Here is a 23,929-nt window from a genome sequence, read left to right as displayed (position 1 = left end):
ACGAAGACTGGTCGCGCTTACGTGCCAGTCGTCGTACTTGGTCGGTCTATCACCCCGCTCGGATGCCCCGCTCGGTCTGCGGGTCTCTCGTCGCGCAATCCACCACTTTACAGAGAACCCGACGGCCGTCTCAAATCCCACCGCCGACGGGAGTGCTCCGTTCAGCGCCGCACGGATACCCGCAGCGGGCCGATCCGAAACAACGTTTCGCTGGCGTGGCCGTCGGGAAACAGGTCGGCGCCGAACAGTTCGCGACGCTCCAGCGGAGCATCCCACCGCCGGGCGAAGGCTTCGAAGAGCCGCTGGCTGGCGACGTTGTCGGGCCCGACCGTGGCCTCCACGTGAGTGACGCCGTCAGCCTGCAGCTGCCGCGCCACGTGATCGAGCATCCGGCCGGCGACGCCGGCACCGCGATGGGCCGCGTCGACCGCAACCTGCCACAGCATCACGGTGGTGGGCTGGCCGGGCCGCAGGTAGCCGGTGAGAAAACCCGCTGGGCGGCCGTCGAGAGATGCGATCACCGAGGTGGCGGCGAAGTCGCGGCACCACAGCAGATATGCGTAGGGCGAGTTGACATCGAGGCTGGCGCTGTCGGCAACTATCCGCCACAACAGCGGCCCGTCGGCCACCGTGGGGGCCCGCAGGTCGAGATGCACATTATCGGTCACCGCGCCGACAGTAGTCCTGGGTTACCAGCGGGCGACGGTCAATTCGCCCGCCGCACGCGTGCGCTCACCGGCACCGCGGGTAGCGCCAGCAGCGGGAATAGCCCGCACACCGCGAATGCCAGCGGATAACCGGTGGTGTCGATCAATTCACCGAAGACCGGTGGGCCGACGCCTGCGGTGAGCCGCTGCGTCGTGTTCTGAGCGCCCATCGCGCGCCCGCTCCAAAATGGCCCGGCGAACTCGGGGATCGCGGTGAACGCCAACCCGTTGTCCATCACCGTGATCCCCGCCGCGGCGACCATCACCACCACGGCAATCGGGGAATCCAGGTGGTCGGTAACCGCCAGCAACATCATGACCACTGCGGCGGTGAAGGCTATGGCGCGTATCGGCCGCATCCGTGAGCCGACGCGATCCGACCACCGGCCGGCGGCGATGCGCCCAAGCGCACCGAGCAGCTGCGACACGCTCACCAGGACACCGGCCGACGCGACCGACCAGCCGTGGCTCCGCATGAGCCAGACGAGCATGAAGGTCAAGACCACCGTCTGCGGCACCATCAGCAGCGCCGACGCGAGATGGATCCGCCAAAGTACCGCGGTGCCACGGTAGGGATTGGCCAGCTCCTCGTCATTGGCTGTCGCCCGTTTCTTGCGCGGTGGGTCGAGCACGCCGACGACGCTGATGACCGCTGCCAGCGCGCATATCACGGCCGGGAACAACAACGCCACCGAGAAGTCGCGTTCGCCGAGTTCGGGGAGGACCAAGGCGGCCAAGGCGACACCCAGCGGCTGCGCGGTCTGCCGGATTCCCATCGCCAGGCCGCGCTGCTCCGGCGGGAACCAACCGGTTACCAACCGGCCGCTGGCGGTGTTGGCGCTGGCTGCCGCCATGCCGCCGGCAAACAGACAAGGGGCCTCCACCAGCATCGACGCGGGCACCCATGCTGCCGCGAAAGCCGCCACCGCGGTCAGCGCCAAGCCGACGGCGAGCACGATCCGCTCGCCGACAATGTCCAACAGATATCCCCAGGGGATCAACGTCAACACCATGCCGAAGCTGGGCATCGACGACAACAGCGCGGCTTCGGCCAGGCTGATACCGCGTTCGGCGTCCAGCGCGGGAATCAGGAAGGCAATACCGTTGATGAAGACGGTTGCGCATAGCGTCGCGTTCAGTGAAATCGCCAGCAGTGACCAGCGTCGTGTCGTGCTGATCGAAGGTGTCGGCACTTCTCCATGATTCCACGGCAAACCCGCCTGGGTTCTCCGCGCTAGGCTTTCACGAATGCGCCTTGGCCGAATTGCCAGCCCCGACGGCGTCGTCTTCGTCAGCATCGAAGGCGATCTGTACGACGCCGGCGGGATGACCGCCCGCGAGATTGCCGAGCACCCGTTCGGCACACCGACGTTCACCGGCCGCTCCTGGCCGCTGACCGATGTGCGACTGCTGGCCCCGATGCTGGCCAGCAAGGTGATCTGCGTCGGCAAGAACTACGCCGCACACGTCGCTGAGATGGGCGGCGCGACCCCGCCCGATCCGGTGATCTTCCTCAAGCCCAATACCGCGATCATCGGACCAAATGTCCCAATTAAGTTGCCCGCCAATGTGTCACCCGTGCACTTCGAGGGCGAGTTGGCGGTAGTCATCAGCCGGCCGTGCAAAGACGTCACGGCCGACCGGGCCGCCGATGCCATCCTGGGTTACACCATCGCCAACGACGTCACCGCCCGGGATCAACAGCAGGCCGACGGACAGTGGACGCGGGCGAAAGGCCACGACACGTTCTGCCCCGTCGGGCCCTGGATCGTCACCGACGTCGACCCGACCGATCTCGAACTGTGCACCGAGGTCAACGGCCAGGTCAAGCAGCGCAGCCGAACCTCGATGATGATCCACGACATCGGCGAAATCGTGGAGTGGATTTCGGCGGTGATGACGCTGCTACCGGGTGACCTCATCTTGACCGGCACGCCCGAAGGTGTCGGCGTCGTCGACGACGACGACACCGTCAGCGTCACGGTTGATGGCATTGGTACATTGGTCAACCCAGTTGTCCGCAAAGGAAAGTCGTGACGTCTAGTGTTCGTGTGCGATTCTGCCCATCGCCCACCGGCGTCCCCCATGTCGGGCTGATTCGTACCGCGCTGTTCAACTGGGCCTATGCCCGCCATACCGGTGGCGCTTTCGTTTTCCGTGTGGAAGATACCGACCCCGAACGCGACACCGAGGAAAGCTATCTGGCGTTATTGGAGGCGCTGCGCTGGTTGGGGCTCAACTGGGACGAGGGACCCGAGGTGAGTGGCCCTTACGGCCCCTACCGGCAGTCGCAGCGCAGCGACATCTACCGCGACGTGGTGGCCCAACTGCTTGCGGCCGGCGAGGCGTACCAGGCTTTTTCGACGCCCGAGGAGGTCGAGGCCCGTCACCGCGCGGCCGGCCGCAGCCCAAAGCTGGGCTACGACAACTTCGACCGTGATCTGACCGACGAGCAGCGAGCCGCATATCTGACCGAGGGCCGTAAACCCGTGGTGCGGTTGCGGATGCCCGACGAGGAACTGGGCTGGGATGACTTGGTGCGCGGACCGACTGCCTTTGCGGCGGGTGTTGTGCCCGATTTCGCGTTGACCCGAGCCAGCGGCCAGCCGTTGTACCCCTTGGTCAACCCGGTCGACGACGCGCTGATGAAGATCACGCATGTGCTGCGCGGTGAGGATCTGCTGCCGTCGACACCGCGACAGATCGCGCTGTATCAGGCGCTGATCCGCATCGGCTTGGCCGATCGGGTACCTCAATTCGCCCATCTGCCAACAGTGTTGGGGGAGGGCACCAGGAAGTTGTCGAAGCGCGACCCGCAGTCGAGCCTGTTCGCCCACCGTGACCGTGGTTTCATCCCCGAGGGTTTGTTGAATTACCTTGCGCTGCTGGGCTGGGCGATCGCAGGTGACCGGGACGTGTTCAGCCTTGATGAGATGGTGTTAGCGTTCGACGTGGCTGACGTCAACGCCAACCCGGCCAGGTTCGACCAGAAGAAGGCGGACGCGATCAACGCCGAGCACATCCGGCTTCTGGACGCCGACGACTTCACCGGCCGGCTCCGCGACTACTTCCAGGTGCACGGCCATCGCACCGGCTTGGACGACGCGGGCTTCGGTGCGGCCGCGCGACTTGTGCAGACCCGCATCGTGGTGCTCGGTGACGCGTGGGAGCTACTGAAGTTTCTCGATGACGACGCGTACGCGATCGACCCCAAGGCCGCGGCCAGGGAGTTGGGTCCAGATGCCGATCCGGTGCTCGATGCCGCGGTGGCAGCGCTGGACGGCGTTCCGGATTGGACCGCCACGCGGATCGAGGCCGCGCTCAAAGGCACCTTGCTGGAGGGCCTCGGGCTCAAACCGCGTAAGGCGTTCGGCCCGATCCGAGTCGCGGTCACCGGTGCGTCGGTCAGCCCACCGCTGTTCGAATCGTTGGAGCTGCTCGGACGGGCCCGCAGCTTGCAGCGGCTGCGCGCAGCCGGTGAGCAGCCAGCGCGTTGAGCACTGCGACCGGATTCTTTGGTAATCTGCACGTCGGTCCAAAACGGTTGGCCGGTAGCGGCCGCATGACACCGGTAATGTCTGTGTAAGTCCTTCTGACCAGCGGTTTTAGGCACCTAAGTGGGGTATGGTGTAATTGGCAACACAGCTGATTCTGGTTCAGCCATTCTAGGTTCGAGTCCTGGTACCCCAGCAATGTTTGCTCGCCGCAAGCAATTAGGTGGGCCTACCGCCGTGAGCTATGCTGGCAGCTCGGATCAGTTCTGGCCCCGTCGTCTAGCGGCCTAGGACGCCGCCCTCTCACGGCGGTAGCGTGGGTTCGAATCCCATCGGGGCTACTCATCGGGGCTACTCATCTGTTCCGCGAGCCGAAACAGCTTCGGCGAGCGGGGGTACTCGCGTTAGACAGTTGCGGGCGCGGTTGAGCCGCCCATCGGCATCGCCGGCAACCCGAGCTTGCGATGATCCCAGGAGCGGGTACGCCGGGCCACGATGCGCACCGCAATTCGCTTGTGCATCATCTGGTCCACCGCCGGTTTCATGTCGTCGGTGTAGGGGCCGGTGTAGCGCTCCCAGACGCTGACCCCGACGCGCAGGATGGCATCGGGATCCTCGACGATCTCGGCGATGCCTTCGAAGGACACCCCACGCAGGGTGTCGTAGGTTTGACCGTCCTCGAGCAGGAAGCTCACCCGCGCATCGCGCGCGAGGTTCACGGCTTTCTGCGACTTGGCCTTGGTTTCCAACCAGATTTCGTCGTCGACCACGCCGTACCACATCGCGGTCAGATGCGGCTGCCCGTCGGGGCCGATGGTGGCCAGCGTGCCGGTGCGGCTGGTGGCGACGAACTCTGCGATTTCCGCCTCGGACATGACGATCTGTGCGCGCTGGTGAGCTGCCATGGGAGTCAGTGTGTCAAAGCTGGCGCGTCAACTCGTCGGCGGACTCCAGCAGGTCGGCCGCCCACCGCGCGCCGGGACGTCGTCCGATGCGATCGATCGGACCCGACACCGAGATCGCGGCGATCACCTCACCGCGGACGTCACGCACCGGCGCGGACACGCTTGCCACCCCGGGCTCCCGTTCGGCCGCACTTTGCGCCCAGCCACGCCGGCGTACTTCGGTCAGCGTTCGATCGGTGAATTTCGCCTCGGCCAGCACGGCTTGCTGGGTCGTGGTATCGCTGTAGGCCAACAGCACCTTGGCGCCCGACCCCGCCGTCATCGGCAGCCGAGCTCCGACCGGCACCGTATCGCGAAGGCCCGCAGGCGGTTCCACTGCGGCCACACAGATCCGCCAGCTGCCCTCGCGGCGGTACAACTGCACGCTTTCGCCGGTGATCTCCCGCAGCCGCGGCAACACCGCCGCGCCGGCGGACAGCAGCGGGTCGTTGACATGTGCCGCCAGTTCGGTTACCGCCGGCCCCAGCTGCCAACGGCCCACACCGTCGCGAGCCAGCAGGCGGTGCACCTCCAAGCCGGCGGCCAACCGGTGCGCGGTGGCTCTTGGCAGGCCGGTGCGATCGCACAATTCGGCCAACCCGCACGGCGATTCCGCGATCATGTACAGCACACCCACAGCTTTGTCGAGTACGCCGATGCCGCTATCCTGTCTCATGAAGAGATACTAACGTCTCAAATAGTGAGAACAAGGAAATCGACATGACGATCTCAGCCGACGTTGATACCCAGCGGCCGCGCACGCTGGCGGAAAAGATTTGGGACGACCACGTGCTGGCGTCCGGCGGTGGTAACGCGCCGGACCTGATCTACATCGATCTACACCTGGTGCACGAGGTCACCAGTCCGCAGGCTTTCGAAGGCCTGAGGCTGGCCGGACGTCGGGTGCGCCGGCCCGACCTGACGCTTGCCACCGAAGACCACAACGTGCCGACGATCGACACCGACAAGCCGATCGCCGACCCGGTGTCGCGCAACCAGGTCGAGACGCTGCGGCGCAACTGCGCCGAATTCGGGGTCCGGCTGTACCCGATGGGTGATATCGAACAGGGCATCGTGCACGTCGTCGGGCCGCAGTTAGGCCTCACCCAGCCCGGTATGACGATCGTCTGCGGCGACAGCCACACCTCGACTCACGGCGCATTCGGTGCATTGGCCATGGGTATTGGAACGTCAGAGGTCGAACATGTGCTGGCCACCCAGACTTTGTCGCTGCGGCCGTTCAAGACGATGGCGGTCAACGTCGACGGGGGATTGCCCGCCGGAGTGAGCGCCAAGGACATCATCCTGTCGCTGATCGCCAAGATCGGCACCGGCGGTGGGCAGGGCCATGTCATCGAATACCGGGGCACGGCCATCGAATCGCTGTCGATGGAAGCCCGAATGACGATCTGCAATATGAGTATCGAAGCCGGTGCCCGCGCCGGAATGGTGGCACCCGACGCCACGACATACGAGTTCTTGCGTGGTCGTGCGCATGCGCCGACCGGCGCCCAGTGGGACGCCGCGCTGGCCTACTGGGACCGGCTGCGCACCGATGACGGTGCGGAATTCGACACCGAGGTCTATGTGGACGCCGCCGCATTGAGCCCGTTTGTCACCTGGGGCACCAATCCCGGCCAGGGGGTGCCACTGGCGGCGGCGGTACCGGATCCCGAGCTGATGACCGACGACGCCGAGCGGCAGGCTGCCGAGAAGGCGTTGGCATACATGGACCTTCGACCCGGGACGCCGATGCGTGAAATCACGGTAGATGCCGTGTTCGTGGGGTCGTGCACCAACGGCCGCATCGAGGATCTGCGTGCGGTGGCCGGTGTGCTGCGTGGCCGGAAAGTCGCCCACGGTGTGCGGATGCTGGTCGTTCCCGGTTCGATGCGGGTACGCGCCCAGGCGGAAGCCGAAGGGCTGGGCGAGATTTTCATGGCCGCAGGCGCCGAGTGGCGGCAGGCGGGTTGTTCGATGTGTCTTGGGATGAACCCCGATCAACTTGCACCGGGAGAGCGGTGCGCGGCGACGTCCAACCGCAACTTCGAAGGGCGGCAGGGTAAGGGTGGCCGCACCCATCTCGTATCACCCGCTGTTGCCGCAGCCACCGCGGTACGCGGGAAACTGTCCGCGCCCGCAGACTTGAACTGACATAACACAAGAGGAGATGGCGATGGAAGCCTTTCGCACCCATACCGGTATCGGGGTGCCGCTGCGGCGGTCCAATGTCGACACCGATCAGATCATTCCCGCAGTCTATTTGAAGCGCGTGACCCGAACGGGTTTTGAAGACGGATTGTTCGCAGCCTGGCGTACGGACCCGTCGTTCATTCTTAATCTCAGCCCATTCGACAGGGGCTCGATACTGGTCGCCGGTCCCGATTTCGGGACCGGATCGTCCCGTGAACACGCCGTGTGGGCGCTGATGGACTACGGATTCCGGGTGGTGATCTCGTCGCGCTTCGGTGACATTTTTCGCGGGAATGCGGGTAAGGCGGGGCTGCTGGCGGCCGAAGTTGCATCCGACGATGTGGAACTGCTGTGGAAGGTCATTGAGGCTAACCCGGGGTTGGAAATCACTGTCAATCTTCAAGATCGGAATGTGGCGACAGGAACGGTGGTGGTGCCGTTCAAGATTGACGACTACACCGCCTGGCGGCTAGCCGAAGGACTCGACGATATAGCCCTTACGCTGCGGAAAGTCAATCAGATCGAGTCTTTCGAGGCGGCTCGTCCGATCTGGAAACCGCGTATTCTGCCCACTCTCTAACCGCTTGTTCGGGGGCCGAATTCCGCCGCCCTATGGGGACTATTTGACGTGCTCGCCACCGGCCAAGGGCGGCAACCGGATTGAAAAAAGTCGCTTGAAATTATGCGTGGCTCTTGGAAATCAGCCGTCTCAGGGTTTACCGTGTCCACTAGTCGGTCCAACGAGGACCACTGATTTCGGAGGGTTTGCATGAACAAAGCAGAGCTCATCGATGTACTCACAGCGAAAATGGGCTCGGATCGTCGGTCGGCTACTGCGGCCGTCGAGAACGTCGTCGACACCATTGTGCGTGCGGTGCACAAGGGCGACAGCGTAACCATTACCGGTTTCGGTGTGTTCGAACAGCGACGTCGCGCAGCACGCGTGGCCCGCAATCCCCGCACCGGCGAGACTGTGAAGGTCAAGCCGACATCAGTGCCGGCGTTTCGGCCGGGTGCTCAATTCAAAGCGGTTGTCTCTGGCGCACAGCGCCTCCCGGCGGAAGGACCGGCTGTGAAACGTGGTGTCGTAGCGAGTGGCGCGAGGAAAGCGGCGAAGAAGTCGCCGGCCAAGAAGGCCACCAAACGGGCGGCGAAGAAGGCGGCGAAGAAGGCGCCGGCTCGCAAATCCGCCGCGAAGAAGGTGGCCAGGAAGTCCGCGACCAAGCGGGCGCCGGCCAAGAAGGCGACCAAGCGGACGCCGGCCAAGAAGGCCACCAAGCGGACGCCGGCCAAGAAGGCCACCAAACGGACGCCGGCCAAGAAGGCCACCAAACGGACGCCGGCTCGTAAGTCCACCAAACGGGCGCCGGCTCGTAAGTCGGCCGCCAGGAAGTCACCAGCCAGGAAGTCACCTGCCAAGAAGGCGACTGCCCGGCGCGGTCGCAGGTAAACACATCCGACACGTGGATTCGCCGCGGGCCCCCAACACTCGCGGCGAATCCACGTGTTACGTCATCGCGGCGTCGGCCAGCGCGCTGCCGATGTGATCGGCCGCCACCAGACGACCGTCCGACAGCGACAGTACCCAGGTGCTGCCCTTACGGTTACGGGACTTGTCCGGGCGAACGCCGTCGCGCTCACACCACCAACCGATCAGGTCAGGAATCACCTTGCCCTGTGTGCAGATCACCGGTACGTGCGGCGGAATCGATTGCCCGGGCGGCATCGGCGATCGGGCAGTGTTCGGATGCCGGGCCGGATCGTCGAGCAGGCCGGCGATTTGCAGAACGCGACGCCGGCCGTGTTTGGGGTTCTCGGCGTACGCCTCCTCGGTCAAGGTGGGCTCGTTGCCGATGACCACGCCCAGCTCCTCCGCCAGCGGTTCCACCGTCTGGTGACAGCGCACCCGATCTGCGGCGTACACGTCGTTCGCGCCGAACGCGAGTAGCTGGCCGACCAGCGCCTCGGCCTGTGCACGTCCTTTCTTGTCCAGCGGCCGCTTGGCGTCATCACCCTTGAACCGGGACTTACTGCCCGCGGTGCCATGTCGCACCACCAGCACGGTTTGGCTGTTCGCCGGGTATTTGGCGAACCGGCGCAAGATCTTTCGATCCGGTGGGTAGGAAAGCTGCTTGATCGCCGCGGGGACCCGCAACCAGATCAGGTCATCTACTTCGTGGTTGGGGGTGAAACTGCCGTCAAGGCTGCGCGCCGCCCAGTACCGCACTTTCTTGGTGCCCTGCTCGATCGGGTAACTCACCGACGTGACTCGTCGGCCCAGATGTACTCCGTGCCCAGTCTCCTCAAAGACCTCACGCACCGCTGTCACCGGTTCCGTCTCACCGGGATCGACTTTGCCCTTGGGTAGCGACCAGTCGTCGTAGCGGGGGCGGTGGATCAATGCCACTTCTACCGCGGGATCGCGCGGGCCGGGCCGCCAGAGCACTGCACCGGCGGCGCGAACAGTCCTGTCCGCCGGACGGTGCGGCGAGGTCTGTGTCGACACCTCAACTCCTGCAGATCACTTCGGTCCACCGCACCCCGTGGACGGACGGTCAAGATGATGGGCCAGTCACGGACTGCGGTGCCGCTCCATCAGCGATACCTGATGATCGCGAACGGTGTGGCCGGCCTGCGGCGAAGCGGTCCACTTTCCGTCCGGTCCCAGCTCCCAGCAGCGGGTGGCCGAGTCCAGCGCCGAATCGAGCACATCCCCGAGCTGTGCGGTCAGCCGCGAATCCTTGACCTGAGCCATCACCTCGACGCGTCGGTCGAGGTTGCGATGCATCATGTCGGCGCTGCCGATCCAGAACTCGTCGATGGCGTGGAAGTAGAAAATGCGCGAGTGCTCCAGGAAGCGGCCGAGAATCGAGCGCGCGACGATGTTTTCGGAGAAGCCCTCCACGCCCGGACGGAGCGCACAAATTCCCCGTACCACGACCTCGACGCGCACCCCGGCCTGCGACGCGCGATACAGCGCGTCGATGACCTGTTCGTCGACCAGCGCATTGAGTTTGAACCGGATTTGTCCGTTGCCGTTTTCACGGTGGGCGGCGACTTCGCGTTCGACACGTTCGATGATGCCGGTGCGGATGCCGTGCGGGGCAACCAAAAGGTTGCGGTAAGACACCTTGCGCGAGTAGCCGGTGAGCGAGTTGAAGAGGTCGGTCAGGTCCGCACCGATGTCAGGGTCCGCGGTGAGCAGGCCGATGTCCTCGTACAGCCGCGCGGTCTTGCTGTTGTAGTTGCCGGTGCCGACGTGGCAGTAGCGCCGGATCGTGGAACCTTCGCGGCGCACCACCAGGCACGTCTTGCAGTGCGTCTTGAGCCCGACCAGCCCGTACACCACGTGCACACCGGCCTGCTCCAGCTGACGAGCCCACTTGATATTGGCTTGTTCGTCGAACCGGGCCTTGATCTCGACAAGTGCGACCACCTGCTTGCCGGCTTCGGCGGCATCGATCAACGCGGTGACGATCGGCGAATCACCCGACGTGCGATACAGCGTTTGTTTGATTGCCAGCACATTGCGGTCGGCGGCGGCCTGCTCGATGAACCGTTGCGCGCTGGTCGAAAACGAATCATAGGGGTGATGCACCAGCACGTCGCCCTCGCGCAGCGTGGCGAAAATGCTCTTGGGCGTTTCCCGCTCGGCGAACGCCGGATGAGTGGCCGGAACGAATGTCCGATCTTTCAGCCCCGGACGGTCGAGGTCGTAGATCTGCCACAGTGACGACAGGTCCAGAAGACCGGGGACATCGATGACGTCGCCGGGATGCACGTCGAGTTCGCGCAGCAGCAACTCCAACATGTTCTCGGTCATGTCGTCGGAGACCTCGAGCCGCACCGGCGTGCCGAACCGCCGGCGGGCCAGTTCCCGCTCGAGCGCTTGCAGCAGGTCCTCGTCGCGATCCTCTTCGACCTCGAAGTCGGCATTGCGGGTAATCCGGAACACGTGATGCTCGGCGATCTCCAAGCCGGGGAACAGCACCGGCAGGAAAGCGGCTATCAGCTCCTCCATAGGCAGGAAACGAACTCCGGCCTTGTCGGCGGACCCCTCGGTGCCTTCGCGGGCAGCCAGTTCGACGAAGCGATCGACGTTGTCGGGCACCTTAACCCGGGCGAAGTGCTGCCCGCCGTCGTCGGGCCGCTTCACCGTGACCGCCAGGTTCAGGCTCAGCCCGCTGACGAATGGGAACGGGTGGGCGGGATCCACGGCCAGCGGTGTCAGGACAGGGAAGACCTGTTCGTGGAAGTACCCGGACAACTCGTTGCGCTCCGCATCGTTCAGATCGGCCCAGGTGACAACGTGGATACCGTGCTCGGCGAGCGCGGGCCGCACCGAGTCGAGGAAGACCCGGGCATGCCGGCTGGCGATCTGCTGGGTTTGTTCGCCGATGCGGCGCAGTTGTTCGCGCGGGGTCAAGCCGTCCGCCGAGCGCACCGACAGGCCCATCTCGTCACGGCGTTTGAGGCCGGCGACGCGGACCATGTAGAACTCGTCGAGGTTGGAGGCGAAGATCGCCAGAAACTTGAGCCGCTCCAGCAATGGCGCCGAGGTGTCGGCGGCCAGCGCGAGCACGCGCGCGTTGAAGTCCAGCCAGCTCAGCTCCCGGTTGAGGTAGCGGTGTTCGGGAAGCTGGTCCTCGACCGTGGCCGCGGTCGCCGCAGGTGGTGCGGCGGGTGCCGACTCACCCGGATGCCACACGGCTCCGTCAGGCCGCAAGTCGGCTGCGGTGGCGACGCCGGCGTCCCTGCCTTCCCTGGCCTCGATTTCGGTCACCCTGCGATCATTACTCATCAGTGGGGGGTGCTGCCACCGACAGAGCTACCTCATTCGTCGTTGGGGTGCTATTCGCCTCATCGTCATCGCGCTGAGCCCGATGCCCGTGCGGTCGCCGCACCCACTCCGAGACGGCGGGCCACCGCTAGATCGTCGGGTGTGTCAATATCGCAGCGCAGCCCGGGCCACGCCCCGGTCAGTTCGATAGCGCCCGAACGCCGATGCCGCGCGGCGGAGTCCGGCCCGAACCGGGGGTCAAGCGCGGTCCCGAATGCACACAGTGCTGCGGTTCCGGTGCCGAGTCGGTCTGCGACGAAGCTGCGCCGATGGTGGCGTGCCGCGGCAATCGCCTCGACGAGTTCCTGTGTTTGCAGTGCGGGTAGATCCCCTTGCAGCACAACGATATTGGGCACCGACTTGACCACCATGCGTTCGGCCTCGGCGATGGCGTTGTTCAGGGGGTCGCGGTGACCTTGCGGGGTGGGATCCGGCAGTACATCGGCTCCGAGGTCGGCCGCCGCGGCCGCCGCGGCATCGTCGGGGGTGATGACGGTAACCGAGCGCAGCGTGGTAACGCGTGTCGCCGCAGCGAGGGTGTCCACCAGCATGGCCAGCACCACACTTTCCCGGGTGCCCGCCGAGAACACCGGGGCCAGTCGAGTCTTGGCGGCGGCCAGCCGCTTCACCGCGATGATCAACCCGACATCACCCGCATCGCCGGCACTGCTCATGGCGGTCATCCTGCCAGCGCAGCTTTTCGCCCATACCGTCTAGGGTGAAGCCGCTGCAGCTGTTGCATCGAAAGAAGGCGGAAGGGGGTGAGATGACCGGCTTGGAGGGCATGGTCGCGGTGATGGGTGCGGGCGCGTGGGGGACAGCGCTGGCCAAGGTGCTGGCCGACGCCGGCAGCGACGTCATGCTGTGGGCGCGGCGCGCCGAGGTCGCCGCCGAGATAAATGCCACCCGACACAACCGCGACTACTTGCCCGGTGTGCAGCTGCCGTCGGGCATCCGCGCGACCACCGATGCCGCTGAGGCGCTGGCTGGCGCGTCGACCGTGCTGCTGGGTGTCCCGGCGCAGACGATGCGCGCGAATTTGGGCCAGTGGGCCGGGCTGTTCAGCCAGGACGCGACCATGGTGAGTTTGGCCAAGGGCATCGAACTGGGGACGCTGATGCGGATGAGCCAGGTCATTGTCGCGGTGACCGGTGTCGACCCGGCCCAGGTCGCGGTGGTCTCCGGACCGAACCTGGCCAACGAGATCGCCGACGAACAGCCCGCCGCCACCGTCGTCGCGTGCAGTGACTCCGGCCGTGCGGTCGCGCTGCAACGCGCGATGAACACCGGGTATTTCCGGCCGTACACCAACGCCGACGTGATCGGCACGGAGATCGGCGGGGCATGCAAGAACGTCATCGCGATGGCGTGCGGGATGGCAGCCGGCGTTGGCCTCGGCGAGAACACCGCTGCGGCGATCATCACCCGCGGGTTGGCCGAGATCATGCGGCTGGGGATAGCAGTCGGGGCCAAAGCGGCGACGCTGGCCGGTCTGGCCGGGGTGGGGGACCTGGTGGCCACCTGCACATCTCCGCGTTCCCGTAACCGGTCCTTCGGCGAATGCCTGGGCCGCGGCGGAACGATGGAGTCGGCGCGGCGGGCGTGCGACAGCCAGGCCGTGGAGGGCGTGACGTCCTGCGAATCGGTGCTGGCGTTGGCCTCCAGTTACGACGTCGAGATGCCGCTCACCGACGCGGTACACCGGGTCTGTCATAAGGGACTTTCCGTTGGCGAGGCCGTGCTTCTGCTGTTGGGCCGCAGCACCAAGCCCGAATGAGCGGCGATTCGACTCGCAGCCTGAAAGCCGTCAGCTCTCAGGTTATTCCAGGCCAGCCGGTGGCACCCTCGCCCGTCCTGGCGTCGACTTACCATTTGTCGGCCGACGATTCCCCGCAGCTCGACAGCTACGGTCGCAATTCGAATCCAGGCTGGCGGCACCTGGAATCAGCGCTGGCGGAGTTGGAAGGCGCCGGCGCGGCGTTGGTGTTCGGCTCCGGCATGGCGGCGATCAGCGCTGCGCTACGGGTGCTGGCCAGGCCGGGTTCGACGCTGGTAGTGCCGGCCGACGGCTATTACCAGGTGCGCCGCTACGTAGCCGAACTTGTCGGCGTGACGGTCATCGAAGCGGACAGTTCGCAGATCTATGAGGCCGCCGGGCGCGCCGACGTGGTACTGGCGGAGACACCGACCAATCCGAGTTTGGATGTGGTGGATCTACACCGGCTGGCGACGCTGTGCCACCGTCGCGGTGCCCGCCTGCTCGTCGACAACACGACCGCTACGCCCTTCGGCCAGCAGCCGCTTTCGCTGGGCGCCGATCTGGTGGTCACCAGCGCCACCAAAGCGTTGTCGGGTCACAGCGACGTCGTCGCCGGATATGTCGCCGGCAGTCAGCCCGAGTTGATCGCCGCGGTGGAACGCGAACGGCTGCTTGCCGGTGCGATCCTGGGCGGGTTCGAGGCGTGGTTGGTGCTGCGCAGCCTGGGCAGTGCCGGCTTGCGATTCGAGCGCCAATGCCAGAACGCGCAGGCGCTGGCCACGATGTTGCGCCACCATCCCGCGGTGCGGGCGGTGCGATATCCGGGGTTGCCCGAGGATCCCGCCCACCCGGCGGCCGGGGCACAGATGCGCAGATTCGGTGGTCTCATGTCGATGGAGCTGGCCGACGCCGCAGCCGTGCATGCGCTGGTCCAGCGCAGCGAGCTGCTGATCGCGGCCACCAGCTTCGGTGGCATCCACACGTCGGTGGATCGCCGGGCCCGCTGGGGCGACCGCGTCTCCGACGGTTTCGCCCGCATTGCGTTGGGCATCGAGGACACCGACGACCTGTTGGCCGACGTGCAACGTGCGCTGACTGGGCTCGAAGCGTCCAACCGGTAGCCTCTTTACATTGTGAGTGCCCGCAAGCTGCCCGGCTCCGGTGGCAGGATCCGCGTCGCCGTCGTGTTCGGTGGACGCAGCAACGAGCACGCCATCTCGTGTGTGTCAGCGGGCAGCATCCTGCGCAATTTGGATCCGCAGCGGTTCGACGTGCTCGCGGTTGGCATCACCCCGGACGGCTCGTGGGTGCTCACCGACGGCGACCCGGACGCGCTGGCGATCACCAACCGGGAGCTTCCGGGGGTGAGCGCGGCATCGGGTGCCGAGTTGGCGTTGTCGGCCGACCCGCAACGAGCCGGCCAGTTGATGTCGCTGGCGCCCGGCGGCGCCGAGGTGCTCGCGTCCGTCGACGTGGTGTTCCCGGTGCTGCACGGGCCGTTCGGCGAGGACGGCACGATTCAAGGGCTGCTGGAAATGGCCGGCGTGCCCTACGTCGGCGCCGGAGTGTTGGCCAGCGCGGTGGGCATGGACAAGGAGTTCACCAAGAAATTGCTGGTGGCCGCCGGACTTCCGGTGGGTGATCATGCGGTGCTGCGGCCGTCGCAGCCGACGCTCGACGCCGCGCAGCGTGAACGACTCGGGCTGCCGGTTTTCGTCAAACCCGCGCGCGGCGGTTCGTCGATCGGTGTCAGTCGGGTGACCGGCTGGGATCAGCTGCCCACCGCGATCGGCCGGGCCCGCCACCACGACCCGAAGGTGATCGTCGAGGCCGCCGTTGCCGGCCGGGAATTGGAGTGCGGTGTGCTCGAATTCCCCGACGGCTCGGTGCAAGCCAGCAGCGTCGGGGAGATCCGGGTGGCCGGGGTGCGCGGGCGCGAAGACCCGTTCTACGACTTCGCCACCAAATATCTCGACGACGCCGCCGAACTCGACGTGCCCGCCAAGATCGACGACGAGGTCAGCGACGCGGTCCGCGAGCTGGCCGTCTCGGCGTTCAAGGCGATCGACTGCCAGGGCCTGGCCCGAGTGGACTTCTTCCTTACCGAGGACGGGCCACTGATCAACGAGGTCAACACGATGCCGGGATTCACCATGATCTCGATGTATCCGCGGATGTGGGCGGCCGGCGGCGTCGACTATCCGACGCTGCTGGCGACGATGGTCCAGACGGCGCTGGCGCGCGGGGTCGGCCTGCGCTGACTCGGCCGAGTGACCATCGAGTGTGCGGTGATGGCGTCGAGAGTGAAGTGAGAGCGAGAAATTCGCGATTTTTCCGCCCTGGACGCACAGTGGAATCCAAGGATGCACACTCGACGACCGAGATGTGTGCCTGGGTTATTCGGCCAGAGCTAGCCGCCGGGCGCCGGGCTGATCGGAACGGCGGCCATGGTGTGGTCGACCAGATCCGACAGCTGCTGGATGGGTGTGGGCCCCGATCCGGGCGGCAGCGTGAGCGCTACATAAACCGGCCGGTCGACGGTGTACCAGGTGGATCGATCATCCTGGCGAACCTGAAACCACTGCACCTTGTCGACGACCTGGATCGGCGAACCCACCATAAAATCGGCTGGACGGTCCACCCCGCACCGCAGCACGACAGGCTCGCCGTCGATTCGCCAGGCGGCCGTGCCGGCCGGCGCCGGCTGCGCGACGGGCGCGCGCCGGTAGTCGCCGAGTCGCTGCGGCAGCGCTCCCAGCAACGCCCCGCAAGCAGGATTTTGTGCCTGCGGCGCCGGAAAGGCGGCGATGGCGACCGGTTGGTGTCGCGGGTGGCGAGTCGCTGCGATCGCCAGGACGGCGCCGATCGCGCCGACGGCCACCACCAGCGCGGCGATCAGCAGCGCGCGCGGCGGGCCGTCGTGGCTGTCCAACATGCTTACACTCCCCGGAGTCGTAGGTGAACGTACCGCCAGGAGGTGGCGTGAGCACGCTGGGCGAGTTGGGCGAGTTTCCCATGATCGACCGGCTGGTGCACGGTCGACGCCAGCCGACGGTGGTCGCGCTGGGTCCCGGTGACGACGCCGCCGTGGTGGTTGCCGGCGACGGTCGCGTCCTGGTGTCGACGGACATGCTGGTCGAGGGCCGGCACTTCCGGCTGGACTGGTCGACGCCGCACGACGTCGGTCGCAAGGCCATCGCGCAGAACGCCGCCGACATCGAGGCGATGGGCGGTCGCCCCACGGGGTTTGTCGTGGGCTTCGGCGCGCCGCCACGAACCCCAACTGAGCAGGTCAGCGCGCTGGTGGACGGCCTGTGGGACGAAGCCGAGCGGTTCGGCGCCGGCATCGTCGGTGGAGATCTGGTCAGTAGCCCGCAGTGGGTGGTGTCGGTGACCGTGCTCGGCGATCTGGCCGGGCGGGCACCGGTACTGAGGTCCGGGGCGCACGCCGGATCGGCAGTTGCCGTCGCCGGCGAGCTGGGCCGCTCCGCGGCCGGGTATGCCTTGTGGCACAACAGTATTGACGACTTCGAGGACTTGCGGCGGTGCCATCTGGTGCCCCAGCCGCCCTACGGCCAAGGTCGGGCAGCCGCGGATGCGGGCGCCCAGGCGATGATCGACGTATCCGACGGCCTGGTGGGCGACCTGCGGCACCTCGCCCGGGCGTCCGGCGTCGGCGTCGACCTGGACACCGACGCGCTGGCGGCCGACCATGGGGCGCTGGTGGCCGCCGCCGAGGTGGTGGGCGCCGACCCATGGTCGTGGGTGCTCGGCGGGGGGGAGGACCATGCGCTGGTCGCCGCCTTCGCAGGCCCGGCCCCGTCTGGCTGGCGCGTCATCGGGCGGGTGCTCGATGGGCCGGCCCGCGTGCTCGTCGACGGAAAAGAGTGGCAGGGATATGCGGGCTGGGAGTCTTTTGGCTCGTTAAGGTGACGCAGTGACCGTCTATGCCATTGCCCAGTTGCGGTTCACCGACCGCGCCGCCTACGACCGGTATCAGGCGAGGTTCATGGAGGTCTTTGATCGCCATCCGGGAACGCTGTTGTCCGCCGACGAGTCGCCCCAAGTGGTAGAAGGACACTGGGATCGGGAGAAGGTGGTGCTGATGTCCTTTCCCGACGAGGCCGCATTCCGAAAGTGGGCCGAATCACCGGAATATCAAGAGATTTCGAAAGACCGTCACGCAGGAGCCGACACCGTGGTGCTGCTGACGAAAGGGCTGGCGTGACCGCGCGGCCGCTGGCGGAACTTGTCGAGGACGGCTGGGCGCGTGCGCTGGGGCCGGTCGGCGAAAAGGTCGCCGAGATGGGCCAATTCCTGCGCGCCGAAATCGCGGCCGGCCGTGGCTACCTGCCGGCAGGTGCGAATGTGTTGCGCGCCTTCACTTTTCCGTTCGACCAGGTGCGGGTGCTGATCGTCGGCCAGGATCCGTATCCGACGCCCGGACATGCGGTCGGGCTGAGCTTCTCGGTGGCCGCGGAGGTGCGGCCGCCGCCGCGCAGCCTGGAGAACATCTTCGCCGAATATGCCAGCGATTTGGGCTACCCCGCGCCGTCGTGCGGTGATCTCACACCGTGGGCGCAGCGCGGGGTGTTGCTGCTCAACAGGGTGCTCACCGTGCAACCGGGCAACCCGGCGTCGCATCGCGGCAAGGGCTGGGAGGTCGTCACCGAGTGCGCTATCCGTGCCCTGGCCGATCGAGGCCTGCCGATGGTGGCGATTCTGTGGGGCCGTGATGCCTCGACACTGAAGCCGATGCTGGCCGGCAACGATTGCGTGGCGATCGAATCACCGCATCCGTCGCCGCTGTCGGCGTCGCGGGGGTTCTTCGGCTCGCGACCGTTCAGCCGCGCCAACGACCTGCTGACCGGAATGGGTGCCGAGACGGTCGACTGGCGCCTGCCGTAGTCCCGGAACTACCCGCGAGCGACCTTGCCGGCTTTGATGCAGGACGTGCAGACGTTGAGCCGTTGCTTGTTGCCGCCGGGCCGGGTGACGGCCCGCACAGTCTGGATGTTGGGGTCCCAGCGACGGTTGGTCCGGCGATGCGAATGCGACACCGACTTGCCGAAGCCGGGACCCTTCCCGCAGATATCGCAGACGGCAGCCATGGCTGAAACTCCTCAAATCCTCCAGAAGGGCCAACGACCAAGCATGGGTGACCCGACAACCTGGCCAGAATAACCGTAGCGGGGCGGAACCGCCAAAACGATCGACAACCGCCGGACGCCGCATGACCTGTGTCGTCGTCGCGAATGGTTACGCTGGCGCCACCGGAGGAGGCGCGAGGAGGTGACGAGGTGGGGTCTGCGCTGGGCACGCCGGATCGCCTGCTGGACGCGGCTGCGCTGCGCGACTGGGCGCATACCGCGGTAAGCGACCTGATCACGCACATCGACGAGATCAATCGGCTCAACGTGTTCCCGGTTGCCGATTCCGACACCGGCACCAACATGCTGTTCACCATGCGCTCGGCGCTGGCCGAGGCCAACGCTGTTGCCAGTTCCACGGACCGCTCCGGCGATGTCGTCCGGGTGGCGGCCGCCCTGTCGGTGGGCGCCCTGAACGGCGCACGCGGCAACTCCGGGGTGATCCTGTCGCAGATCCTGCGCGGTATCGCCGACGTCACCGCCGGTGCGGGCGCCGAAACAAGCGGTGCGTTGCGTGACATCGACGTCGCGATGCTCGGCTCGGCGTTGCGGCACGGCGTGGGGCTGGTCGTCGCCTCGATGGGCGGTCAGGAGGTCGCCGGCACCATCGTCTCGGTGTTGCAGGCGGCCGCCGGTGGCGTCGAACAGAACGCCGGCGAGGGGCTGGTCCCGGCGATCGCCGCCGCCGGCGACGCCGCGGTGATCGCGCTGGAGAAAACCCCCGAGCAGCTCGACGTGCTGGGCGACGCCGGTGTGGTCGACGCCGGCGGCCGCGGTCTGCTGGTCCTTCTCGACGCGCTGCGCAGCACGATCACCGGTCAGGCACCCGCGCGCACCGTCTACGAGCCGTCGCCGCGCCGGCAACCGGCGGAGCCCACCGCTGAACAACCCGCGCCGCAATTCGAGGTGATGTACCTGCTGGGTGGGTGCGACGCCGAGGGCGCCGACACGCTGCGCGACCGGCTGGGCGAGCTCGGTGAGTCGGTGGCCATCGCGACCTCCGGAATCGTCGGCGGTTACTCGGTCCATCTCCACACCGACGACGCCGGGGCCGCTGTCGAGGCGGGTCTGGCGTTCGGCAATCCGCGGCGGATCCAAATCTCGGCGCTGACCGGCGGTGCCAGCGGGCTACCGCCGGGCAGCTGGGCCCGGGAACGGGCCGTGCTGGCGGTCGTGGACGGCGACGGCGCGGCCGAGTTGTTCGCCGGGGAGGGGGCCTGCGTGCTGCGGCCCGACCCGCACGCCGCCGACCCGACCGCCGTGCTGAGCGCCCAGCAGCTGCTGCGCGCGGTGGTCGATACCGGCGCCGCACAGGTGATGGTGCTGCCCAACGGCTACGTGGCCGTCGAGGAACTGGTGGCCGGCTGCACCGCTGCTATCGGCTGGGGCATCGACGTGGTGCCGCTGCCGACCGGGTCGATGGTGCAGGGGCTGGCCGCGCTTGCGGTGCACGAACCGGGCCGGCAGGCCGTCGACGACGGCTACACCATGGCGCGCGCCGCCGGCGCCGCCCGGCACGGGTCGGTGCGCGTCGCCACCGAAAAGGCGCTGACCTGGGCGGGCACCTGCGAGCCCGGCGACGGGCTCGGCATCGCCGGCGACGAGGTGCTGATTGTCGCCAAAGACGTGGCCTCGGCGGCGATCGGGCTGGTCGATCTGATGTTGGCGGCAGGCGGCGAGCTGGTGACGGCACTGGTAGGCGCCGGCGCGGAGGCGGCCGCCGTCGAATCCGAGCTGCAGGCCCATGTGCACGACGCGCACCCGGGTACCGAGCTGGTGACCTACCGCACCGGGCATCGCGGCGACGTGCTGTTGATCGGGGTGGAGTAGCCATGGTGGCGCTGAGCGACCGGCTGGATTGCGTCCTGGGCGCCAAGTCCGCCGACCCGCTCGACGAGGTGTTCGGTATCCGCACCGTCGACGACCTGCTGCGGCACTACCCGCGCAGCTACGTCGAGGGCGCGATGGTGCGCGGTGCCGGCCAAGAGCGGCCGCCGGCGGGTGAGCACGTCACGCTCGTCGACGAAATCACCGGCAGGTTGTCACGGCCCATGAAACGCCGGCAGCAAAAGCAGGACCGGGACAAGAAGCGACAGAACGACGAATACCTGGTCATCACCATCGGCTCTGGGCGCAACAAGGTGACCGCCACGTTCTTCCACGCCAAGAAGTGGATCAAGGAGCAGCTCGCCGAAGGAGCCCGGGTGATGCTGTCCGGGGAGGTGGGGTATTTCCGGGGCACCATGCAACTCACCCATCCCGACTTCCTTGTTCTGGACTCCCCGGACGGCAAGGACCACGGCAGCAGATCGCTGCGCATGATCGCCAAGGCATCTCAGGCGGTCAGCGGCGAGGTGCTGCAGTCGGCGTTCGAACGGGCGTTTTACCCGATCTATCCGGCCAGCACGAAAGTGCAGAGCTGGGACATCTACGCCTGCGTGCGCCAGGTACTCGCGGTGCTCGACCCGATACCCGAGCCGTTGCCCGACGCGGTGGTCACCGAGCACGGCCTGATCTCCGAAGACCGGGCGCTGCGAGCGATCCATCTCGCCGAAGACGAGGCCGAGCGGCGGCGCGCCCGGGAACGGCTGACCTTCGACGAGGCGGTGGGCTTGCAATGGGCGCTTGTGACGCGTCGGCACGGCGAACTGTCGGAGTCCGGGCCGGCGGCACCGCCACGCTCGGACGGGTTGGCGCAAGAACTGTTGCGGCGGTTGCCGTTCAAGCTGACCGCCGGCCAGCATGATGTGCTCGACACGCTGGGGTACGAAATCGCCGCGACCCGCCCGATGAACCGGATGCTGCAAGGTGAGGTCGGCTCGGGCAAGACGATCGTCGCGGTGCTCGTGATGCTGCAGATGGTCGATGCCGGCTACCAATGCGCGCTGTTAGCACCGACGGAAGTTCTTGCCGCACAGCATATCCGATCAATCCACGACGTGCTGGGCCCGCTGGCGATGGGTGGTCAACTTGGCGGCGCCGACGACGCCACCCGGGTAGCGCTGCTCACCGGCTCGATGTCAGCGGCGCAGAAGGACCAGGTGCGCGGTGAGATCACCAGCGGTCTGGCCGGTATCGTCATCGGCACCCACGCCCTGCTGCAGGACTCGGTCGAGTTTTACCGGCTGGGCATGGTGGTCGTCGACGAGCAACACCGGTTCGGTGTCGAGCAGCGAGACCAGTTGCGGGCCAAGGCTCCTGCTGGTATCACACCGCACCTGCTGGTGATGACTGCGACGCCGATACCGCGTACGGTCGCGCTGACCGTCTATGGTGACCTGGAGACGGCGACACTGCGCGAACTTCCGCGCGGACGACAGCCGATCAGCACCAACACCATCTTCATCAAAGACCAGCCGACATGGTTGGACCGCGGGTGGCAGCGCATCATCGAGGAGGTCTCCGCGGGGCGGCAAGCCTATGTGGTGGCGCCCCGGATCGACGAGACCGATGACAGCGGCCAGACCGAGGAGGGTGGAAGACCTTCGGCGACAGCGGTAGAGCTGTTCAACCGGTTACGCAGTCATCAGCTGGCCGGCCTGCGGCTGGGCCTTATGCATGGTCGGTTGCCCGCCGAGGAGAAGGACGCCGTGATGACGGCGTTTCGGGCCGGCCAGATCGATGTGCTGGTGTGCACCACCGTGATCGAGGTCGGTGTCGATGTCGCCAACGCGACCGTGATGTTGATCATGGACGCTGACCGGTTCGGCATCAGCCAGTTGCATCAGCTGCGCGGCCGCATCGGCCGCGGCGCACATGCCAGCCTGTGCCTGCTGGTGAGCTGGACCGCGCCGGATTCGGGAGCCGGCCGCCGACTGCGCGCAGTGGCGAGCACCCTGGACGGCTTCGCGCTGGCCGATCTTGATCTCAAAGAGCGTCATGAAGGAGATATCCTGGGCCGCAGTCAATCCGGGCACCCCATCACCCTACGGCTGCTGTCGCTGGCCAAGCACCGCCAAGTCATTGAGATCGCGCGCGAGATTTGCGAACGGATCTATGCGGAGAACCCGTCAGATGTCGGCATGGCGTTGCTGGCGGCACCGTTCAGCGGGACCGAGCGCATCGAGTACCTGGACAAATCATGACCCGCAAAACGCTGCTGTCGTTGTCGGTGACCGCCGTGCTCGCGGTGGTGGTCGCCTACCAGGTGCTGACATCGACCGAGGTGGACCGCGCGGACGAGTTCGCCGCGCGCGCTGACATTCCGACGGTGGCGCCCGGCACCGACGTGCTGGCCGGAATCGTGGTGGTGCCGGCGAGGATTCATCGCTACGACTACCGCCGTGCCGCGTTCGGTGACGCCTGGACCGATGACAACGACGCGCCCGGCGGGCACAACGGCTGCGACACCCGCGACGACATCCTCAACCGTGATCTCGTCGACAAGACATACGTGTCGATCAAACGCTGCCCCGATGCCGTCGCGACCGGCACGTTGCACGACCCGTACACCAACGCCACCATCGACTTTCAGCGCGGTGCCCGAGTCGGCGCGTCGGTGCAGATCGACCACATCGTCCCTCTGGCGCTTGCCTGGGACATGGGTGCCTACGACTGGCCGTTCCCCGAACGGGTGCGCTTCGCCAACGATCCGGCCAACCTGCTGGCCGTGGGCGGACAACCCAACGAGGACAAGAGTGATTCGCAGCCGGCGCGGTGGATGCCACCCAACCAAGCATTCTGGTGCCAGTACGGCATGCAGTTCATCGACGTCTTGCGCGGCTACGCGCTGCCCGTCGACCAGCCGTCGGCGGATGTATTGCGTCAGGCGGCCGCCACCTGTCCAACGGGATAAGTTCCGGGCGGTGGACAGATAGAAGCTATGCCCCCGTGTAGGTCAGC

Annotated in this window: 23 protein-coding genes and 2 tRNA genes; 16 read left to right on the top strand and 9 right to left on the bottom strand. The window is 66.6% G+C overall.

The window, feature by feature from the left end; translation table 11 throughout:
* Positions 1 to 161 precede the first annotated feature (161 nt).
* Positions 162 to 668, bottom strand: a complete 507-nt coding sequence (gene ectA / locus ACRDTL_RS17075; protein WP_431507887.1) for a diaminobutyrate acetyltransferase — start codon at positions 666 to 668, stop codon at positions 162 to 164.
* 38 nt (positions 669 to 706) lie between these two features.
* Positions 707 to 1,900: an MFS transporter gene (locus tag ACRDTL_RS17070; RefSeq protein WP_431507886.1), complete on the bottom strand. Its 1,194-nt coding sequence runs from the start codon at positions 1,898 to 1,900 to the stop codon at positions 707 to 709.
* A 55-nt stretch (positions 1,901 to 1,955) separates the two neighbouring features.
* Here ACRDTL_RS17070 and ACRDTL_RS17065 point away from each other — a divergent pair, with 55 nt between their 5' ends.
* The 4 genes from ACRDTL_RS17065 to ACRDTL_RS17050 all read left to right on the top strand — a co-directional run bounded on the left by ACRDTL_RS17065 (position 1,956) and on the right by ACRDTL_RS17050 (position 4,542).
* Positions 1,956 to 2,744, top strand: a complete 789-nt coding sequence (locus ACRDTL_RS17065; protein ID WP_431507885.1) for a fumarylacetoacetate hydrolase family protein — start codon at positions 1,956 to 1,958, stop codon at positions 2,742 to 2,744.
* The gene (gene gltX / locus ACRDTL_RS17060) at positions 2,741 to 4,204 is read left to right on the top strand and encodes a glutamate--tRNA ligase (RefSeq protein ID WP_431507884.1); all 1,464 of its coding nucleotides are present in this window, start codon (positions 2,741 to 2,743) and stop codon (positions 4,202 to 4,204) included. The genes ACRDTL_RS17065 and gltX overlap by 4 nt, the downstream gene beginning before the upstream one ends.
* A gap of 121 nt (positions 4,205 to 4,325) precedes the next feature.
* Positions 4,326 to 4,397: transfer RNA gene (locus ACRDTL_RS17055), tRNA-Gln, on the top strand.
* Between the two features lie 72 nt (positions 4,398 to 4,469).
* Positions 4,470 to 4,542: transfer RNA gene (locus ACRDTL_RS17050), tRNA-Glu, on the top strand.
* A gap of 63 nt (positions 4,543 to 4,605) precedes the next feature.
* Here the strand turns inward: ACRDTL_RS17050 and ACRDTL_RS17045 are convergent.
* Complete coding sequence (locus ACRDTL_RS17045) at positions 4,606 to 5,106, bottom strand: PPOX class F420-dependent oxidoreductase (protein WP_431507883.1); 501 nt, start codon at positions 5,104 to 5,106, stop codon at positions 4,606 to 4,608.
* Positions 5,107 to 5,119: 13 nt separating this feature from the next.
* On the bottom strand, positions 5,120 to 5,821 hold the full coding sequence (locus tag ACRDTL_RS17040; protein ID WP_431507882.1) for an IclR family transcriptional regulator: 702 nt from the start codon (positions 5,819 to 5,821) through the stop codon (positions 5,120 to 5,122).
* Positions 5,822 to 5,865: 44 nt separating this feature from the next.
* On the opposite strand from ACRDTL_RS17040, the gene leuC reads away from it, so the two are divergent.
* From leuC to ACRDTL_RS17025, 3 genes are all read left to right on the top strand, one after another.
* Complete coding sequence (leuC, locus tag ACRDTL_RS17035) at positions 5,866 to 7,299, top strand: 3-isopropylmalate dehydratase large subunit (RefSeq protein ID WP_431507881.1); 1,434 nt, start codon at positions 5,866 to 5,868, stop codon at positions 7,297 to 7,299.
* A 22-nt stretch (positions 7,300 to 7,321) separates the two neighbouring features.
* Positions 7,322 to 7,918, top strand: a complete 597-nt coding sequence (leuD, locus tag ACRDTL_RS17030; RefSeq protein WP_431507880.1) for a 3-isopropylmalate dehydratase small subunit — start codon at positions 7,322 to 7,324, stop codon at positions 7,916 to 7,918.
* Positions 7,919 to 8,107: 189 nt separating this feature from the next.
* Positions 8,108 to 8,788 carry an HU family DNA-binding protein gene (locus ACRDTL_RS17025; protein ID WP_431507879.1) on the top strand — a complete coding sequence of 227 codons (681 nt, stop codon included), beginning with the start codon at positions 8,108 to 8,110 and terminating at the stop codon, positions 8,786 to 8,788.
* Between the two features lie 57 nt (positions 8,789 to 8,845).
* Here the strand turns inward: ACRDTL_RS17025 and ACRDTL_RS17020 are convergent, their stop codons facing one another.
* The 3 genes from ACRDTL_RS17020 to cofC all read right to left on the bottom strand — a co-directional run bounded on the left by ACRDTL_RS17020 (position 8,846) and on the right by cofC (position 12,852).
* A complete protein-coding gene (locus ACRDTL_RS17020; protein WP_431507878.1) occupies positions 8,846 to 9,844 on the bottom strand; it encodes an NUDIX hydrolase in 999 nt (332 codons plus the stop codon).
* A gap of 66 nt (positions 9,845 to 9,910) precedes the next feature.
* Positions 9,911 to 12,142: an RNA degradosome polyphosphate kinase gene (locus ACRDTL_RS17015; protein ID WP_431507911.1), complete on the bottom strand. Its 2,232-nt coding sequence runs from the start codon at positions 12,140 to 12,142 to the stop codon at positions 9,911 to 9,913.
* Positions 12,143 to 12,204: 62 nt separating this feature from the next.
* A complete protein-coding gene (gene cofC / locus ACRDTL_RS17010; protein ID WP_431507877.1) occupies positions 12,205 to 12,852 on the bottom strand; it encodes a 2-phospho-L-lactate guanylyltransferase in 648 nt (215 codons plus the stop codon).
* Between the two features lie 92 nt (positions 12,853 to 12,944).
* On the opposite strand from cofC, the gene ACRDTL_RS17005 reads away from it, so the two are divergent.
* From ACRDTL_RS17005 to ACRDTL_RS16995, 3 genes are read left to right on the top strand one after another with little or no spacing between them, the layout of a single operon-like run.
* Positions 12,945 to 13,955: an NAD(P)H-dependent glycerol-3-phosphate dehydrogenase gene (locus ACRDTL_RS17005; protein WP_431507910.1), complete on the top strand. Its 1,011-nt coding sequence runs from the start codon at positions 12,945 to 12,947 to the stop codon at positions 13,953 to 13,955.
* Complete coding sequence (locus tag ACRDTL_RS17000) at positions 13,952 to 15,058, top strand: cystathionine gamma-lyase (RefSeq protein WP_431507876.1); 1,107 nt, start codon at positions 13,952 to 13,954, stop codon at positions 15,056 to 15,058. The genes ACRDTL_RS17005 and ACRDTL_RS17000 overlap by 4 nt, the downstream gene beginning before the upstream one ends.
* Positions 15,059 to 15,085: 27 nt before the next feature.
* The gene (locus ACRDTL_RS16995) at positions 15,086 to 16,198 is read left to right on the top strand and encodes a D-alanine--D-alanine ligase family protein (protein ID WP_431507909.1); all 1,113 of its coding nucleotides are present in this window, start codon (positions 15,086 to 15,088) and stop codon (positions 16,196 to 16,198) included.
* Positions 16,199 to 16,347: 149 nt separating this feature from the next.
* On the opposite strand, the gene ACRDTL_RS16990 is transcribed toward ACRDTL_RS16995, so the two are convergent.
* Positions 16,348 to 16,872: a DUF3515 domain-containing protein gene (locus ACRDTL_RS16990; protein ID WP_431507875.1), complete on the bottom strand. Its 525-nt coding sequence runs from the start codon at positions 16,870 to 16,872 to the stop codon at positions 16,348 to 16,350.
* 23 nt (positions 16,873 to 16,895) lie between these two features.
* Here ACRDTL_RS16990 and ACRDTL_RS16985 point away from each other — a divergent pair, with 23 nt between their 5' ends.
* Genes ACRDTL_RS16985 through ACRDTL_RS16975 form a run of 3 tightly spaced genes read left to right on the top strand, consistent with a single transcriptional unit; the run spans position 16,896 to position 18,845 of the window.
* Positions 16,896 to 17,870, top strand: coding sequence for a thiamine-phosphate kinase (locus ACRDTL_RS16985; protein ID WP_431507874.1), 975 nt, complete (start codon positions 16,896 to 16,898; stop codon positions 17,868 to 17,870).
* A gap of 4 nt (positions 17,871 to 17,874) precedes the next feature.
* Entirely contained in the window at positions 17,875 to 18,165 is a 291-nt protein-coding gene (locus ACRDTL_RS16980; RefSeq protein WP_431507873.1) for a DUF1330 domain-containing protein, read from the top strand.
* Complete coding sequence (locus ACRDTL_RS16975) at positions 18,162 to 18,845, top strand: uracil-DNA glycosylase (protein WP_431507872.1); 684 nt, start codon at positions 18,162 to 18,164, stop codon at positions 18,843 to 18,845. The genes ACRDTL_RS16980 and ACRDTL_RS16975 overlap by 4 nt, the downstream gene beginning before the upstream one ends.
* Before the next feature lie 8 nt (positions 18,846 to 18,853).
* Here the strand turns inward: ACRDTL_RS16975 and rpmB are convergent, their stop codons facing one another.
* Complete coding sequence (rpmB, locus tag ACRDTL_RS16970) at positions 18,854 to 19,048, bottom strand: 50S ribosomal protein L28 (protein WP_431507871.1); 195 nt, start codon at positions 19,046 to 19,048, stop codon at positions 18,854 to 18,856.
* 144 nt (positions 19,049 to 19,192) lie between these two features.
* Between rpmB and ACRDTL_RS16965 the strand changes: the two genes are divergently transcribed.
* From ACRDTL_RS16965 to ACRDTL_RS16955, 3 genes are read left to right on the top strand one after another with little or no spacing between them, the layout of a single operon-like run.
* Complete coding sequence (locus ACRDTL_RS16965; RefSeq protein ID WP_431507870.1) at positions 19,193 to 20,917, top strand: DAK2 domain-containing protein; 1,725 nt, start codon at positions 19,193 to 19,195, stop codon at positions 20,915 to 20,917.
* 2 nt (positions 20,918 to 20,919) lie between these two features.
* Entirely contained in the window at positions 20,920 to 23,172 is a 2,253-nt protein-coding gene (gene recG / locus ACRDTL_RS16960; RefSeq protein ID WP_431507869.1) for an ATP-dependent DNA helicase RecG, read from the top strand.
* Positions 23,169 to 23,882: an HNH endonuclease family protein gene (locus ACRDTL_RS16955; RefSeq protein WP_431507868.1), complete on the top strand. Its 714-nt coding sequence runs from the start codon at positions 23,169 to 23,171 to the stop codon at positions 23,880 to 23,882. The genes recG and ACRDTL_RS16955 overlap by 4 nt, the downstream gene beginning before the upstream one ends.
* Positions 23,883 to 23,929 lie beyond the last annotated feature (47 nt).

The organism is Mycobacterium sp., from assembly GCF_050700595.1.
GTDB lineage: Bacteria > Actinomycetota > Actinomycetes > Mycobacteriales > Mycobacteriaceae > Mycobacterium.
Note: the sequence above shows the minus strand (reverse complement) of the source record. Positions and strands in the feature narration are given on the sequence as shown.